At 43.8% G+C, this 16,570-nt stretch carries 10 protein-coding genes; 7 read left to right on the forward strand and 3 right to left on the reverse strand.

All coding sequences use genetic code 11. From position 1 onward, the window contains the following. Nucleotides 1–54 precede the first annotated feature (54 nt). Nucleotides 55–3,456 carry a family 43 glycosylhydrolase gene (locus ACHWSC_RS06045; protein ID WP_394676173.1) on the forward strand — a complete coding sequence of 1,134 codons (3,402 nt, stop codon included), beginning with the start codon at nt 55–57 and terminating at the stop codon, nt 3,454–3,456. A 37-nt stretch (nt 3,457–3,493) separates the two neighbouring features. Here the strand turns inward: ACHWSC_RS06045 and ACHWSC_RS06050 are convergent, their stop codons facing one another. Beyond that, a complete protein-coding gene (locus tag ACHWSC_RS06050; RefSeq protein ID WP_394676174.1) occupies nt 3,494–3,973 on the reverse strand; it encodes a hypothetical protein in 480 nt (159 codons plus the stop codon). Between the two features lie 235 nt (nt 3,974–4,208). Here ACHWSC_RS06050 and ACHWSC_RS06055 point away from each other — a divergent pair, with 235 nt between their 5' ends. After that, nucleotides 4,209–5,132: a hypothetical protein gene (locus ACHWSC_RS06055; protein WP_394676175.1), complete on the forward strand. Its 924-nt coding sequence runs from the start codon at nt 4,209–4,211 to the stop codon at nt 5,130–5,132. Between the two features lie 89 nt (nt 5,133–5,221). Here ACHWSC_RS06055 and ACHWSC_RS06060 read toward each other — a convergent pair whose 3' ends face one another. Further along, nucleotides 5,222–5,434 (reverse strand): hypothetical protein, encoded by a 213-nt coding sequence (locus ACHWSC_RS06060; RefSeq protein ID WP_075993573.1) that lies wholly within the window; start codon nt 5,432–5,434, stop codon nt 5,222–5,224. Nucleotides 5,435–6,030: 596 nt separating this feature from the next. Here ACHWSC_RS06060 and ACHWSC_RS06065 point away from each other — a divergent pair. The 3 genes from ACHWSC_RS06065 to ACHWSC_RS06075 all read left to right on the forward strand — a co-directional run bounded on the left by ACHWSC_RS06065 (nt 6,031) and on the right by ACHWSC_RS06075 (nt 12,645). After that, nucleotides 6,031–9,138: a SusC/RagA family TonB-linked outer membrane protein gene (locus tag ACHWSC_RS06065; RefSeq protein ID WP_394676176.1), complete on the forward strand. Its 3,108-nt coding sequence runs from the start codon at nt 6,031–6,033 to the stop codon at nt 9,136–9,138. 15 nt (nt 9,139–9,153) lie between these two features. Beyond that, nucleotides 9,154–10,758 (forward strand): RagB/SusD family nutrient uptake outer membrane protein, encoded by a 1,605-nt coding sequence (locus ACHWSC_RS06070; RefSeq protein WP_394676177.1) that lies wholly within the window; start codon nt 9,154–9,156, stop codon nt 10,756–10,758. Between the two features lie 252 nt (nt 10,759–11,010). After that, a complete protein-coding gene (locus ACHWSC_RS06075) occupies nt 11,011–12,645 on the forward strand; it encodes an alpha-L-fucosidase (protein ID WP_394676178.1) in 1,635 nt (544 codons plus the stop codon). 20 nt (nt 12,646–12,665) lie between these two features. Here ACHWSC_RS06075 and ACHWSC_RS06080 read toward each other — a convergent pair whose 3' ends face one another. Continuing rightward, entirely contained in the window at nt 12,666–14,183 is a 1,518-nt protein-coding gene (locus ACHWSC_RS06080) for a trypsin-like peptidase domain-containing protein (protein ID WP_394676179.1), read from the reverse strand. A 456-nt stretch (nt 14,184–14,639) separates the two neighbouring features. On the opposite strand from ACHWSC_RS06080, the gene ACHWSC_RS06085 reads away from it, so the two are divergent. Then, entirely contained in the window at nt 14,640–15,227 is a 588-nt protein-coding gene (locus tag ACHWSC_RS06085; protein ID WP_120332415.1) for an RNA polymerase sigma factor, read from the forward strand. A gap of 67 nt (nt 15,228–15,294) precedes the next feature. After that, complete coding sequence (locus ACHWSC_RS06090; protein ID WP_394676180.1) at nt 15,295–16,491, forward strand: FecR family protein; 1,197 nt, start codon at nt 15,295–15,297, stop codon at nt 16,489–16,491. Nucleotides 16,492–16,570 lie beyond the last annotated feature (79 nt).

Genomic DNA, 16,570 nt, shown 5'->3' on the forward strand with positions numbered 1-16,570 from the left:
AAGTCAGTTGAATGGCGATATCGTTTTTTATGTACCTGTAAACTTTGTGTTATCATGAAACATCATTTTTCTTTTGCTATTTTGGTTGCACTGGTTATGTCGCTTACAGGGCTGGCGGCACAGCCGTTGAAACCCTACCAACAGCCTAATGTATTGAATCCACTGTTGCCTGGGTATTTTGCGGACCCGAGCATCAAGAAAATTGCAGATACGTATTATATCTATGCGACCACCGATGGTAATGGTTGGGGAGCAGGGCCATCACAGGTATGGACATCCAGGGATTTTAAGAACTGGACCATTCAACCCATGAACTGGCCCAATACACACTGGTACTGGGCTCCTGATATGACGCAGGGATACGACGGAAGATATTACCTCTATTATAGTCAGCCTGTAGAAATTTTTGGGGCAGTGGCAGACAGCCCCACAGGCCCCTGGGAACCTTGGGTAGCCGAAGGCAAATCGATGATCCCTAATTATATGATTCCAGGTGTAATTACCCTGGACGGCCAAACCTTTCGGGATGATGATGGTCGCATCTATCTATTTTGGGGAACCTGGGGAATCTACCCCGATCATGGATGTGGGGTGGGGATACTCAACAGAGATATGAAAACGTTCGAAAAAACAGCATTGATTCCCAATACGGTGGCAAAGGACTTTTTTGAGGCACCCTATATGTTTAAGCGTAAGGGCATCTATTACCTGATGTACTCCTCGGGGCATTGTGAAGATGGTACTTATCGTGTGCAATATGTTAAAAGTAAAATCGGTCCCATGGGACCTTTTGAATATCCATCGGCCAATCCGATATTGATTACAAACGAGGATGGCAGTATTCACGGTCCGGGACATCATAGTGTTCTTGAACAGGACAATCGTTATTTCATCGTCTATCACAGGCATAACAATCCACATGCTGGGGGCGGCTTCCACCGTCAGGTTGCCATGGACGAGCTATTCTTTAGGCCAGACGGCGATATTGAGCCTGTGCGACCTACACATGCTGGTGTGCCAGATTTGCTTCCAACAGCCACAGAGCCAGTTGATTTGGCTTTTGGGAAAACGGTGAAGGCCTCGTCTTACTACAATACAGATTTTAGGCCTACATTCTTAGTCGACAACAACAATGGAACGCTATGGCGGCCCAAAAATAATCAAGGACCAGCCTGGGTAGCTATTGACCTAGGTAAGAGACTGGATATACAGACCATATCCATTCAGTTTGAATACCCAACTTATGCCTATCAATACCGACTCGAAACCTCTTTGGATGGTCTTGCCTGGAAAAGCTTTGTAGATCGCTCGAATAATGACCGTTGGGCAAGTCCTATTATTGAACATGGCAAAGCTATGGCAAGATACGTTAGATTACATGTATTGAACACGCAATTGAATGGACTTCCACGTGGCGTTTGGAACATGAAAGTGTATGCACAGCAGCTTCCACAACAAACACTTTGGTCTGCAGCACAAACGATGCCCGTGAAGGAAATAGCATTGGGTAATTTAATCCATATCGATGCGGCCAATTACCAGGAGGGGCAACACGTGAAAGGTATTCAGAATAAAGGGTTACTCGGAGGGATGTTCAGTACGGAACATGCCTTCGCCGTTAAAAATTATCAGGGTAAAAAGGCATTCTTCTTTGACGGTGGTACTGCATTGCGCTCGACTTTCGCTGTGCCACAGTCGTTGGCTGCAAATAGTTCCTATAGTATTGCGCTATGGGTTAATAATCCGGACATAGCTAGGTTTGAACAGTTGGTTGCTTGGTCGTCGGGGCAGCAGGATCTCAGTAAAGCGATTTTTGGTTATGGTACAGATCCCGGACGTGGGGCCATCACGCATGGCTCTTGGCCTGATTTGGGATATGCATCGGTTCCGGGCTCAAATGTATGGCATCATATTGTATTTTCTTTTGACGGCTATCAGGAGTCTATTTATGTGGACGGAAAGCTGCAGCGCAAGGAAAATAGGATGCTGTTTGTCAGGCCCGGAGATGTTTTTGTCCTGGGGGCTTCGGATGTGCTGGATCAGCATTTTTCGGGCTATGTATCCAGTTTGCAGGTATGTAATACGAGTTTGGATGAGGAGGAAGTGGCCAGGTTGGCCAATGAAGTCCCGAAATCGGATTTCTTTGCGCTGCAAACTGACGATTTAAACCTAGGAAAGCTCAACACCTTGCGGAACCAGGGAACAGCAAAGGATACCTTAGTGGCCCTTGACGATGCGGAGGTGGTGGTAGCGGGAAATAGATTGGCATTGAAAGGTAAGGCTTTTGAAAGTGCGGCGCTAACAGACATTCTCCGTCAGCAGCAGTATAAGCTGGGTTTTGACTGGTACGACGGCGCTGCCTGGCAACATGCTATGTTTGTATATGATAAAGGAAAAAAGCGTTTTTATCGCAATGGGAAGGCTGAAAAGCGGGTGTTTTCTAACAAACTGCTGCGGGTAAATAAGACTAGCATCGAACTGGCTTATCCATTTCATTTCTTTCGCGCCTATGCTGGCACTTTAAGGTCAGAGGAGATAAACGCGAAGTTCAGTCAGTGGAAAGCAGGCTTGGCCAATGGGCTGGACGGGTATGTTCCGCAAGTGCTTTCTCCACCGCGTCTGATCAATGCCGATCAGGTATTTGCACAGGTCGAAAAAAAGCTGGGAATGTGGTATCTATTCCGTTCTGAGGGCGAAAGTTCAGGCTGGAAGCAACAGCCTTACCATCTCTTTAAATCGTTCGAACCTGGAAAATCCATCGAAGTTCTGGCGAAGGATGCCTTTGGCAATGTCAGTAAGCCGGTAGTGGAAGCGATTTCGGCGAAAAGGCCGCAATTGGTACAGCCAGCACACAATGAAAGCTATTCGGCCAAGGATCAGAAAATTCCTTTCTGGGATGGTTATCAATATAGTGAAAGAACCGACAGTACACAGACAGCACTTTCCTACCTGAATGGAGCCTGGAAAATCCAGTCCAAAAATACAAAATGGGGTGATGCAGATCTTCTGGCCCCCTTTGTTTATAAAGAGTTGGAGGGCGATTTCACGCTAGAGGTTAAGGTAAGCGATGTGGCAGGCTTGGCCCGCAAAGCACGTACATCAAGTGAAGCCGGTATCATGATTCAACGCATGGATAGTAAGAATGCCTACATCACCAATTGTATTTTGACGGGATGGAACCTGGGCAATCTTTCGCGGAGCATCGGCCCAGAAATTTTTCAGGAAGAGAATACAGGAACGGCCCTAAATTTTTCGCCCTACCTTCAGGTTCAGAAGATCGGTAATTATTTCTTTTTGCGTTGCTCGGGAGATGGCATGGACTGGAAGGATCTTCCCGGAACACCATTTCTACGCCCCGATCTGAACGGCAAAAGACTGCGCGTCGGACTTTATCAGATTGCTGGTAACAACCAGTTAGGTTATGGCGAATTTGAAAGACTTCGTATCTGGAAATAAAAACAGTGAGTATATGAAAAGGACTATTGCAGGAGGATCACTTGGAGTCATTTAGCGCTAAAGTGCTGATCAATGAGTCAGCTTCTTTTTTTTCGATCTGTTTACTGTATGATGCGGTCAGCACTTTATAGCGGATATCCAACACTTTCTCCTGTAAATCATAATCTGTCGTCACTTCCAATACCTTGGTATATTGTCTTTTTTCGGCATCATATCCGAAAGCAAAAAGATCGAGTTCTTTTTTGATGCTGCAGCCTTTAAAATAGATGTTTTTCCAGCGACGCCCTATATTGCCGCTCGGATTATACCAGATGATGCAGGAATCAAGGTTCCTTCTGCCCCAGCTAGCTGGAAGGGGATATAGCCCCAGCTTTTTGCGTTGCTCGTTGTAATTGACTCCATATTTTTCGGTAATACATGTTTTGCTGAAATACGACCGAATAGATGGGTAAATGGGCAAGAGTATCACAACGAAGGATAATACAATAAATAGGTTCCGAAAAAGGGTTTTGTTCATAAATGGTCTTTTGATGTTGCTAGGCTCGTATATTTTGCACCCGCATTGTATTTGTATACAATGGGGTCCTGTTTTCATTTTAAATATATTAAAAAAATATGGAGTGATCGACCTGTTGTGCGGGTTTTCAAAAAAATATAGGGCCTTCTTTTTGTTTTCTTAAAAAGTAAATAAGGGATGGCAAAAACATTCTGAAAAGGTTATTGTTGTAAAAAATAAGGCATAACCTCAGGTAATGAAAATAATTCTTCTAACGATCAGATCCTTTCTCTTTTTGTCCATATTACTGTTGACAGCCTGTTCGACCTTGATAAACAATGTTCAGGTACATACGTTGACAACAAACTACTGTGCGCCAAATGTGGCCTATACATCAATTCCAATACAGGAAATCGCTGCCTCGGACAGTATTCAGATAAGGAAAATTTTTTCTTACCATGATTTTGTACTGATCAAATACCTCAATCTGGGAGAACCCATTATACAGTATTTGGGGACTGCGAATAATGCTACGCTGAAATTGGCGGCAAGGCAAAAGATGACTGAAAGGTACATGCTGTTTGAGACAGAACTGAATGCCATTGCAGCAGAGTTGGACTGTAACGGTGAGCGTATCGACAAGCTTGCAGGATATATAGACGAACTGAATGCGAAAACGCAGACGCGTTTGACGGTGGCTTCCATACTTCTGGGAGCGGTGACAGCGGTTACAGCAACCACGGTCAAAAATGATGGCCTCAACAATGGGTTGAGCATCGCTGGCGGGGTCGGTACCGCGGTATTGGGATTTATGACACTGAACCCAAAAGGCAAAAAGGTCAAGATGCAGCTGCAACGTAATATGCTTGAAAGTATTTGGTATCAAAATAATAAGGCGCAGATCTACCCAAGCTCAGTTTGGGGGATTTTGTCCGAGAAAAAATTTAGCAACGCTGAGAACTCGTCACTGATAGAAACAATGCGGCAGCGCTGGCTGCAATATGGTTTGGACGATGAACCGGATAGTCCCCTGCAGCAGCTTTATTTTAAGAATGGTGGAACTTTTGCGGCCGAGGAACTACATGATCTAGCCAATATGCACAATGAATTGCAGGCGACTATACGTTCTATTCAGCAGGATATGCGAAGTTTAATACTGGTCATCCATACACTGGAATGAGAGTAAGAGTTCAATTGGTTAATATTGTACTATTTTCGGCCGTTAAGCAAATTCTTTTTATCTAGGAATACGATTATTCCGTTATTCGTTTATACGGGAATCTCTTCCTCAATAGTGACAGATTGTGATTTTTTAATATTTTTGATGCCTTTCCTATGGAGCCATTCGGTAAAATGATCCGGGTCGTCCGGTATAAAATGGATCACCTTACCATTTTTGAGGAGTAAGGAAAATATACCGCAATTAGCGATGAATTTGATGATTTCATCGGAATGGTGTTTCAATAGCGAAAAATATTCCATTAAGTTTGGTTTTTTCTTTAAAAAATAGGTCGGATAAACTATTCAAAATATGTGTTAAATGGCCAATTCAATCGATTGCATAAGTCAATTCAAAGATGTGAAATATTTTTAATATTTCTTCAAAAGATTATAAATTAATGTTGCTTTTTTTTGTTAAACTGTTTTCGCTTGGCGACTTGATCACCGCATTTCTATAGATCTCTCAAAATGATATCTCCAGTAGGTTTCCTGTTTTTATCTCAAGATAGGTTCTGGATCGATATCCAAAAGTAATGGCAACGGTCTTCGATAATAGCTTTTAAACATTTTTACCCTTCTTTTAAATATTCGTTGCAAAACGATTTTGTTGAAAGCAATAGCTTTGCTTTGTAACCAATTGGCGAAAAGCCAGTTCATTTTAAATAAATGATCCAGTAAATGCAATAGTGAATTTTTAAGGGATGCCACCTGTTAAAGCGAGCTTATTATGTGACTAGATAGCACATAGCGGTGAGCAGATACAGTTAGCATATAAGTAATAAATAACCAATTTGTATAAATAAATAACCAAGTACTCGCCTCAAGGGGCAAAAAGACATTTATCTCAAATAAAGATTATGAACAGAAATTATGTGTCTTCTTTCTTTTGTTTTCCCAAAGAAAGGAATAGGAAAGTGAAATGGTTGTTAATGGCTTCCATGTTAATGGGCATTGGACGACTGTCTGCTCAGGAAAAAGTGATTCATGGAAAGATCATCAGTGATCAAGGAAAACCAATTATTGGGGCATCGATCAAAGTGAAGGATAAAACCCTCAGTACTTCAACAAACGAGAAAGGCGAATTTGTACTCAAACTCAATCCGGGAGAAGTCCTTATTGTATCCAATGTGGGTTATAATCAGGCAGAATATGTAATCGGTAATTCTTCGGAAATCAGTATTCCACTTGTTGCCGCAGAAATTGCCGTGGATGAAGTTGTGGTGGTAGGCTATGGTAAACAGAAGAAGGTCGATCTGACCTCTTCCATCGCTGTTGTTGACACCAAAGACCTTGTAAAAGTACCGGGAGGTACAATCGCTACACTGCAGAGTGCTGTACCGGGCGTACAGGTAACCAATGGCGCTATCCGTATCCGTGGCGTTGGATCCATTAACGGAACCGACCCGCTCTATGTCGTGGATGGGATGATCGGCGGTGCTATGCCCGACGAAAATAATATTGCCAGCATTCAGGTTTTAAAAGATGCTGCATCAAGTGCTATTTATGGCGCCCGCGGGGCTAACGGAGTCATTTTGGTCACGACAAAACGGGGCAAAGCCGGCGATGTGAAACTCGATTACAATACTTTTGCCGGCATCAAAAATATTTCCCATAATATACCTCTGCTCAACGGGCAGCAACTGGCCGAATTGATTAATGAGGAAATGTACGATAAAGATCCCTCGCGCAAAGATTATCTGGCCGCGCTGTCTAAACCCTCCGACATCGGGCAGGGGTATAATATGATGGACGAATTGCTGCAGACGGGCAATTATCAACGGCATAATCTCTCGGTTTCCGGCGGATCTCAAAACGCCAATTTTCGGCTTAGCGGTATCTATGCGACAGACAAATCCATTATTATTCAAGATAAAAATAAGTATTATGGCGCCCAATTTATCTCTGATTTTACCAAAGGAAAACTCAAGATAGGCGAAACCCTTTCCTTAGGTTACACCCGCCGCAACTGGAGCGACAAAAATATCATCGATGCGCAAAAGTGGTCCTCGACATTACCGCTCTACGATGCCAACAGCAGCACTGGTTTTGCCGGAGCTGGCAATGGAACGGATGTTCAGAGTGCATTGGCAAATGCATACCTCAATAAAAACGTCAATGACAACTTTTCGGTAAACGGCAATGCCTGGGCTACTTATGAGATTATAAAAGGCCTGGTTTACAAATTTAATATGGGGATCGACCTTAGCCGGGTGAGGAATGAGGGGTATATAGGTAACTACGCTGTCGGACAATATCAGAACCATAATCCGGATGAACTCAATATTTCCAGCAGTCAGAATAACCGCTGGTTATTTGAAAACACGCTGACTTATGAAAATAACTTTGGTAAGCATGCGATTTCGGCTTTGGCGGGAATCACTTCAGAAGAATCCCGTTATAATGCTGTCAATGCTGGGGCCCGTGGTTTGCCGAGTCCGGATGTTTTGATCCTTAATTCGGCATCCCTGGCGAGTTCCCGTCTTGTGGGGTCAGGTGTGGGACAGTCGGCCATGTATTCCATGCTGGGGCGTATCAACTATAATTATGACAATCGTTACCTGTTGACCTTTAACATGCGGCGGGATGGATCGGCCAACTTTAGTAATCAATACCGCTATGGAAATTTCCCTTCGGTATCTGCAGGCTGGCGGATCAGCCAGGAATCCTTTATGAAAGCGTTTCCTGCAATCAGCGAATTGAAGCTCCGAGCTAGTTACGGGCTTCTGGGTAATTCGGATATTGCACAATATCAGTATCAACGGACAGTTAGTTTCGACCATGTCTGGTATTACCTGAACAATGTGATGGTCACGGGGGCCCTGCCACAGACTCCCTCGAATCCGAATGTAAAATGGGAAAGTCAGTATTCAACTGATCTTGGTCTCGATCTGGAGCTTTTTGATCATAAATTGGCTTTGACAGTTGATTACTATAATAAAAAGACCGAGGACATGCTGATCAATGTACCCATTTCGTTTACCGCAGGCTATGGTAACAACTTTCCCGTGCTGAATGCCGGTAGCATACGGAATCGGGGCTGGGATATCCTGGCTTCCTACAAAGATCAGGTCGGTAATTTTGGCTATCGTATCGGCGCCAATATTTCTTTTGTGAAAAACCGCGTGCTGAGTCTAGGCAACAATAATGAAATTTTATGGGGAAGTATCTCTCCTGGGGGTGAAAACGTCACAAGAACAGCAGTTGGTCGTTCGGTAGGGGAATTTTGGGGCTACACCACCAACGGTTTATATACCAGTCAGGCACAATTGGATGCCGATAAAGCTTTTGCACCCCACGCAGCATTGGGCGATATACGCTTCAATGACCGAAATGGCGACAAGGTCTTAAATGATCAGGATAAGGATTTTTTGGGAAGCCCAATACCTGATTTTAGTTACGGCTTCAATGCTGATGTAAACTACAACAGTTCGATTGGCACATTTGATCTGTCGATGATGTGGCAGGGAAGTAAAGGAAACGACATCTACAACAATAGCCGCTATTGGGGCGAGGGAATGTACCATTACTACAATAATTTTGCATCGACGCTGGATCGTTATCGTGCGGAGGAGCTTGTCTTCAAAAATCCCATATCCGGTGAAACGACCATCTATCCCAAAAATACAGATACCAATATTCCACGTGCAGTACTCGGCGACCCGAATCAAAATTTAAGGGCATCCAACAGGTTTGTGGAGGATGGTTCTTATTTGCGGCTCAAAGTCGTCAACATTGGTTACAGTTTTTCAAGTCCTAGACTTGAACGTTGGAAGATCGACCGACTGCGGTTTTACGTAGGCGCAAAAAACCTACTGACCTTTACCAAGTATTCAGGTTATGATCCTGAAGTGGGCTCGGGCGATACACGCTCCAATCTAAGCCGTGGTATCGATGGGCAAACGCCTTGGGGGTTGAGTTTTCCAAATTCAAGAGAGTATTTTATGGGTATTCAATTTACATTCTAATCCCTTATTGATATCATGAATAGAAAATATATAAAACTCGCAGCTGCTGCATTGCTGATACAGTTTTCAAGCTGCAAACCAAATCTGGATCTCTCCAATCCGCAGGAATTGTCGACAGATACCTATTATAAAACAGCAGATCAATTGGAAAATTCGGTCATACCGGCCTACCAAGCGTTAATCGGCCGCACACAGGGTGGATATGCCCGTAGTTTGTATTTCGAGCTCTTGGCACCCGGGGACGATTACAACCATACTTTTAAATGGGAACCCATGTATCAGGACACGTACAATACCCCTGCGAGCGATGGGATGGCAGCTCAGACCTGGAGAGATTTTTGGAACGGGGTGTTTGCGGCTAATTTAGCCATCGATCGGATTCAGAAGTTTGAAGGCGAAATAGATCAAAATAGAAAGAATCGGTTATTGGGGGAAGCGTATTTTTTGAGAGCACTGAACTATTTGCACCTGAGCATGTTGTTTGGCGAAACCATTCCGCTGATCAATAAACCTGTCGAGACCAACGAAGATTACTATCCCGGCAATGCACAGGCGGGGGCCGTATATGCCCTAATCGTAGATGACTTTAAGAGGGCATCGGAATTGTTGCCAACGCGGGCCGCACTCTATGCCGACAGTAAAATGATCGGTCGGGCAACCAAAGGTGCAGCACAGGCTTACTTGGCTAAAACCTACCTGTATAAACCTATCTTGGCGAAGGGACAGGCTGCAGATTTTGCAAATGCCGAGATCCAGTTGAAAAGCGTTATTGATAGCAAGGAGTATCAATTGATGTCTTCCTATAGGGACAATTTTTTGGAGTCGAAGGAGAATAACCAGGAATCTGTATTTGAGATACAGCTGTATAATGGGCCTGGCTGGCTTGGGGACGATATATCGAGTTCGTGGCGATGGCAGGAGATCGGCATGTTCGATGGTACCGGTGGTGCCTGGTGGAACTTGGCGCCCAATAAAATGGCACATGATGAATTTGAAGAAGGAGATCCCCGGAAATATATGACGCTTTGGTGCGAGAATGGTGCAAAGTTTACGCAGCTGGACGGTAAGGTGAGCACCTATACAGACTGGATGAAAAATCTGGCGACGAATAAGGATCTCTATGGTACGAGAAAATACTGCCCCGATGTCCAGATAGCGGATTTTGATAACGGCAACAACGACCGGATTTTCCGATATAGTGATGTCCTGCTTCTTTATGCGGAGTGCCTTAACGAACGTGGCGATATCGCTGGAGCAAAGCAATACATCAATCTTGTGCGTAAACGTGCCAATAATATCGTCCCCGATGAGCAACCGCATCTCTGGTATCAAAAATCCAACGGGACAATTCCCGACGTAGATGGACTGATTGCAAAAGGTTTGGTAAAAAACGGTGTTGCGTTGAATACTATAAAAAGTATTATCGTGCATGAACGATTTGTCGAATTTTTGGGAGAATATCAGCGGTATTTTGACCTTTTGCGCTGGGGCATGGCTGACCCTACCTGGCTTGAGCCTTTAAAGAAAGCGGGCTGGTCGGCAAAAGCCATGTATTACCCCTTCCCACAGGCCGAACTGGACAATAACAAAAATTTGAAAGGGAACGACATGAACAATTGATCTGGGAAAATAGATGTTTTTATGTATTCATAGTTAGTTTTAGGTGGGGTGTCCTTTTTAGGGCACCTTTTTTTTGTTCCACTGAACAAAAAGAATCCTGTGTCGATATTGTACTAGTATTGATCGATTATGTAGTTTCTTTCCTAGGGCTATACAGTTACTTTTGATAGTAGCGAAAATAACAAATTATAAACCGAATGATTTTGTCCAGTACTTTGGGCTCAAAGCATTCCGACCAAAGTTCAGATTACAATGGATAGAAGAACAGCAATTAAATGTCTCGGTGCCACTATTCCGACCCTTTTCCTGAGTAAATTTAGCCTTTCCCAAGCTCATTTGGGGCAAGCTCCTTTTCATCCCGACTGGCGTTCACTAGAAAATTATCAGGTGCCTGAGTGGTTCAGGGATGCCAAATTTGGTATCTGGGCGCACTGGGGCCCGCAGTGTCAGCCCGAGCGCGGCGATTGGTATGCGCGGAGTATGTATCAGGAGGGATCCGATCAGTATAATTATCACGTCGAAAAATATGGACACCCTTCGGTGTTTGGTTTTAAAGATGTTATCCATCAGTGGAAAGCCGAAAATTGGAATCCGGAAGAGTTAATGGAACTGTATCAAAATGCCGGAGCCCAGTATTTTATGGCTTTGGCCAATCATCATGATAATCTGGACCTTTATCGCAGCAGCCACCATAAATGGAATAGTGTAAATGTTGGCCCCAGGAAAGATATTATAAAGGGTTGGGAAAGCGCTGCAAAAAAAAGAGGGCTGAAATTTGGTGTCAGCGTACACGCGGCACATGCCTGGACCTGGTATGAAACGGCACAACGGAGTGATAAAGAAGGTAAGTTTGCCGGTATACCCTATGATGGGAAACTAACGAAAAAGGATGGCGCAGGAAAATGGTGGGCAGCATACGATCCGCAGGAGCTTTATGCACAGGATCATGCGCTTAGTTTGGATAGTAAGGATGATAACACCGTTCATCGGCAATGGCATTGGGATGTAAATTCAGGGGTAAGTGTGCCAACAAAGGCCTATTGCGAAAACTTTAAGGCCCGGACCCTGGAATTGATCAACAATTACAAACCCGATATCGTTTATTTTGACGATACGGTGCTGCCACTTTATCCAATAAGCAATGTTGGCCTGGAGATCGCAGCCGATTTTTATAATAAAAGCGTGCAGGCAAATAAAGGAAAGGTTGATGTGGTAATCAATGGGAAAATCCTGAATGAACAACAACGAAAATGCCTGGTATGGGATATTGAACGTGGACAGAGCAACACCATTGAACCGCAGCCCTGGCAGACCTGTACCTGTATCGGTTCTTGGCACTATGATCGCCGGATTTATGAAAATAATCACTATAAATCGGCTAAAACCGTAATTCATATGCTGATTGATGTCGTCAGTAAAAACGGCAACTTATTGTTAAGTGTACCATTACGCGGTGACGGTTCCATCGACGACCGTGCAAGGGAGGTCGTAACGGGAATAGGAGGCTGGATGGCAGTTCACAGTGAAGCAATCATAGGAACAAGACCATGGCATATTTTTGGTGAGGGGCCTGCACAGGAGGAAGCTCCTTCACTGCATGTGCAGGGCTTTAATGAAGGGAAGGGAAAAGCTTTTACCAGCGATGATGTGCGCTTCACGACAAAAGGAAATGTCATGTACGCTTTTATAATGGGAACGTTGACCAAAAAGCAGCTCCGAATAAAGTCATTGGGTCGTTTAGCCCCCAATTCGAGAAAAGTTGGTCAGGTACAGTTACTCGGAACTAACGATCGTATAGCGTTTCAACAACTCGATAATGATCTAGTGGTCACCATACCCGATAGTTTTGTTCAAAACAGTATCGCAACGGTACTAAAAATTTCCTAATGACTTTATCTTTTCTTGTGCTAGAGCATGTGTTCGACTGTGGATAAAAAGGCTAGGATGGTATCTCTTGGGATCGCCAGGCAAGCTGTATGACTAAATCGGGCTATATTGAGCCCGATAAAGTTACCTTTGCTATCGACTACCGGACTTCCACATTCGTCGGCATGAATGCGTGAGTCATGAAGAAATACACGCAAAAAATTATCCCTGCGAACTGATTTTCCTTTTGGAATATTGTTTGCAGGGTGAGGATTTTCCCTGACGGACCAATTAGAAAGAATTACATTTGTGTATAGATCTGCGGCTCCACGTCGGTATTGAACCTGCAGCGTATCGCCGGCAGAAAATTGCTGCATGGCCGCATTTATTTTAATGGCGCTTGACACGTCGCGATTATTTAGTGTAAGCATACGGTCGCCGACACGAAGTCCAGCGCGGGCTGCGGCACCCGTGCTATCTACTTTGGTTAAGGTCGGAAGGCCTTCTATTTCCTGCATTTGTGCATCGAAAGTTCCGGGAACAGGTAAACGTGGGAAGGTTTGGGATGACATGCCCAGTACACCGAATTTACGCTGATCGGCTCCAAGAAGCGACCACAGGTTTAAACCAACAAAAGAATCAGAAATACTTTGCCGGGCTACCTTCGATACATCGACTGACGGAAATTGATGATCACTAATGAGTGCTACCAAGTCGCTTTTTTCGTCTCTGAGCAGAATTCTTAATACATGAATCCTGTTACCTATTTTGACGATTGGTGCTTCGCCAATAAGACTACTTTTGGATAAGATGACCTGTTTATTGTTTCCCAAATTAAATGCTGTACCTAATAGCAGTATGCTGTCGCCATCTAATGTACTGCTGATCTGGATGGGCTGAAAATTTGTTTTCGGATGTTTCGCAGGTTTTTTGATCCCCAATTGAATTAGTTTTTTTTGCTGAGGATCTTTACCGATTGAATCGGTTGATACAGGATAACTGCTGATAGCAACTGGATTGGTCAGCGACTGCCAATAACTCCGGTAACTGTTTATAGGAACCTCAAAATTGATGCCTTCAGCACCATCTATACGGCTGTGAAGACCGATTACACGGCCCAGGGCATCAAATAATGGACCTCCGGAATCACCGGGTTCCATTATGCTGCTGCTTTGAATAAACCCAAAGTTATCCAATTTCTTTAGAATGCGTCCCGTCCGTAGAAAAGGAATGTTGAAAGGTAATGTTTCTGGATACGATAGCCCAAAGCAGAGTTGCTTTTCGGCGATGGATGACGACCAGCCCATTTCAGCAAAAGGCCAGGGGCCCTGGCCTTGCATTTTCATCATCGCAATATCGGGCAAGTTACTTTGTTGATCGACAACCAGCCTTCCGAGAGCCTTGGCAACTCCTTGCTTGCCATCGGCAAAGATAACTCGATAGAAATTGCCGGGCCTTGTTGCATGTGCCACAGTAAGAATTGTTCCGTCCGAATGGACAATTACTCCACTAAAGGGAGCACTGTTTTGCTGTCCGCTCAAACTGTCAATGCCAAACATCTTTATGGAAGCCGTCTGAACCCGTTCAATGACAGATCTCGGTATCTCATGAACTGCTGACCGCCCCGTCTGCGCAAAGCAGTAGGTGGAGCAGGTAATTAAGTATAATATTGTCTTAATAAGATATTGGAGAAATGTGCTTATAGCGAATTTTTTGGAACGAGGTATCATATTGCAAATAGGTTGATTTATCGGATTAGGTTTGGTTTTTCAACATCACCGTTCAAAGGTAGCTTAATTGTGATTAAAGAAACAAGGGTAAGTGATTAGTTCTGAATATATTATTGAGTTTTCGTTATTTTTACGACGCTTTGCCGAAAAATTTATGGTATAGGAGCGAAAATTGTGAAAAAATAGTAGGAAGAATTTAGGGATAGGCCAATCATAGGAAGTATCCATTCTTTTTAGTTATCTTTATCCACGAAAAGATTAACCGCTAGCTAAACGAATCTACCCATGAAGTATACGAGCGAGAAAGAGCTGCTTGAAGATTTCCTAAATGGGGAGGAACGCGCTTGCGCTTATGTATATAACCGTTATTTCAGTCGTATTTGTTTATATGCATCGAGCTTTGTAGAGGAAAGCAAAGAAGCGGAAGACATTGCCGAGGAGGGATTTATACGGTTATGGCAGAGCAAACGAAGTTTTGAAAGTTTATCCCATCTGAAAGCGGCACTCTATCAGGCCACCCGCCATGTAGGACTCAATAAGCAGACTGCCCGGCAGCGAAGGATAAATAGGGTCGATAGCTATGTGGAGCAGCAGGAACAGGATCAAAAATCCCATTTGCATGAGCTTGTCTATGCCGAAACAATGGCCGAACTCTACGATGCCATTCAACAACTTCCACCCAAAGCACGGGAAATAATACAGCTGAGCTACCTCGAAGGCAACAGTAATCAGGAGATTGCTGATCTACTGCAGATTAATATTCAGACGGTAAAAAACCAAAAATTACGTGCCCTGGGTCTGCTGCGGCAGCATTTGAGACGAGATTCCTTTAATTACCTATTGTCATTAATCGTTCTTTTTGGGAAAATTTAATTTTTTTTTTAATTGTTTTTGGTACTTTTTTCAATCGGTGTGGTATCTATAGATGAAATAGCTCAAAATGGATCCTAAAGAAGAAGAAAAACTCATCCGTATCAGTGCACTCATTCTCCAAAAAATGCAGGGAACGCTAACAGGCGAAGATCGATTTTTTTTGGAGAGTTGGCTACAGGAATCCGAACGGAACAAACAGATCTATCAACGTTGTCTTGATGAGAAGCTGCAGCGTGATGCTTATACGCGTCTACAGGATTTTGAAACGCGACGTAATTTTGAGTCATTAAAAGCTAAAATTTCCTTCCATACTTCAAAGAAAGGACCTGGGCTCCTGAAACGTCTATTGCCTTACGTTGCTGCCGCCATTGTGCTGCTGGCTCTTTCTGTGGTTTGGTACTGGAATAAGGATAGCAACCGGCTGGTTGAAACGCAGCGGGAGGTTGTAAATGATCGGCTTCCAGCTTCCCATCAGGCTGTTATCACACTCTCGGACGGTAGGCAATATGCTTTGAATAAAGGCGAAAAACAAGTTGTTATCGATGGCGGCGGCATACGCTATGAAGACGGACATGAAGTTGCACCGATCAATGCTGCGGTGTCTGCCAGAATCGAAACCCCACGGGGTGGTATCTACGAAGTCACTCTGCCCGATGGAACCCTGGTTAAACTAAATGCCGGGACGACACTTTCTTATCCGACAGTATTCGCTAAAGATAAACGCGAGGTAACGCTCCGTGGAGAGGCTTATTTTGAAGTTGCAAAAAAGAAGGATCAGCCTTTTATAGTTCATACCAAAAACCAGCAAGTACAAGTACTTGGAACGCACTTCAATATCAATGCCTATCAGACATCGGTACCTACAAAGACCACTTTGTTAGAAGGTAAAGTAATGGTTACGACGCTGCTCGGAAGTCAAAAAGTAACCTTATTGCCCGGCGATCAGTCTGTCAACACAGGTACAGAGTTGACCAAACATCCGGTAAACGTACAACAAGAAATGGCTTGGGTATATGGCAAATTTAATTTTGACGGAAAATCACTTCGACAAGTGATGGATGAACTGTCCCAATGGTATGCCATAGATGTCGTGTATAAGGGCGATGTGCCTGATGTTTCCTTTTTCGGTGGAACATTCAGAACGAGCAAGTTATCAACTATCCTTAAAATATTAAAAGACCAGGATCTGTCGTATCATTTGACGGAAAATGGGAAACTCATTATTGAAAAAAATGATCCTAAAGCACAGAAAGGAGGGCAATAAAGAACGAAAAATTATACTTCACCAAACGATATGAATTAACAAATTGGACAGTGGATCCTTTCATCTAATCAGTGGATCC

It is taken from the genome of uncultured Sphingobacterium sp. (genome assembly GCF_964277905.1).
GTDB lineage: Bacteria > Bacteroidota > Bacteroidia > Sphingobacteriales > Sphingobacteriaceae > Sphingobacterium > Sphingobacterium siyangense.

Coding starts and splice junctions, on each gene's coding strand:
- ACHWSC_RS06045 (WP_394676173.1), top strand. CDS start 55: ATGAAACATCATTTTTCTTTTGCTATTTTGGTTGCACTGGTTATGTCG.
- ACHWSC_RS06050 (WP_394676174.1), bottom strand. CDS start 3,973: ATGAACAAAACCCTTTTTCGGAACCTATTTATTGTATTATCCTTCGTT.
- ACHWSC_RS06055 (WP_394676175.1), top strand. CDS start 4,209: ATGAAAATAATTCTTCTAACGATCAGATCCTTTCTCTTTTTGTCCATA.
- ACHWSC_RS06060 (WP_075993573.1), bottom strand. CDS start 5,434: ATGGAATATTTTTCGCTATTGAAACACCATTCCGATGAAATCATCAAA.
- ACHWSC_RS06065 (WP_394676176.1), top strand. CDS start 6,031: ATGAACAGAAATTATGTGTCTTCTTTCTTTTGTTTTCCCAAAGAAAGG.
- ACHWSC_RS06070 (WP_394676177.1), top strand. CDS start 9,154: ATGAATAGAAAATATATAAAACTCGCAGCTGCTGCATTGCTGATACAG.
- ACHWSC_RS06075 (WP_394676178.1), top strand. CDS start 11,011: ATGGATAGAAGAACAGCAATTAAATGTCTCGGTGCCACTATTCCGACC.
- ACHWSC_RS06080 (WP_394676179.1), bottom strand. CDS start 14,183: ATGTTTGGCATTGACAGTTTGAGCGGACAGCAAAACAGTGCTCCCTTT.
- ACHWSC_RS06085 (WP_120332415.1), top strand. CDS start 14,640: ATGAAGTATACGAGCGAGAAAGAGCTGCTTGAAGATTTCCTAAATGGG.
- ACHWSC_RS06090 (WP_394676180.1), top strand. CDS start 15,295: ATGGATCCTAAAGAAGAAGAAAAACTCATCCGTATCAGTGCACTCATT.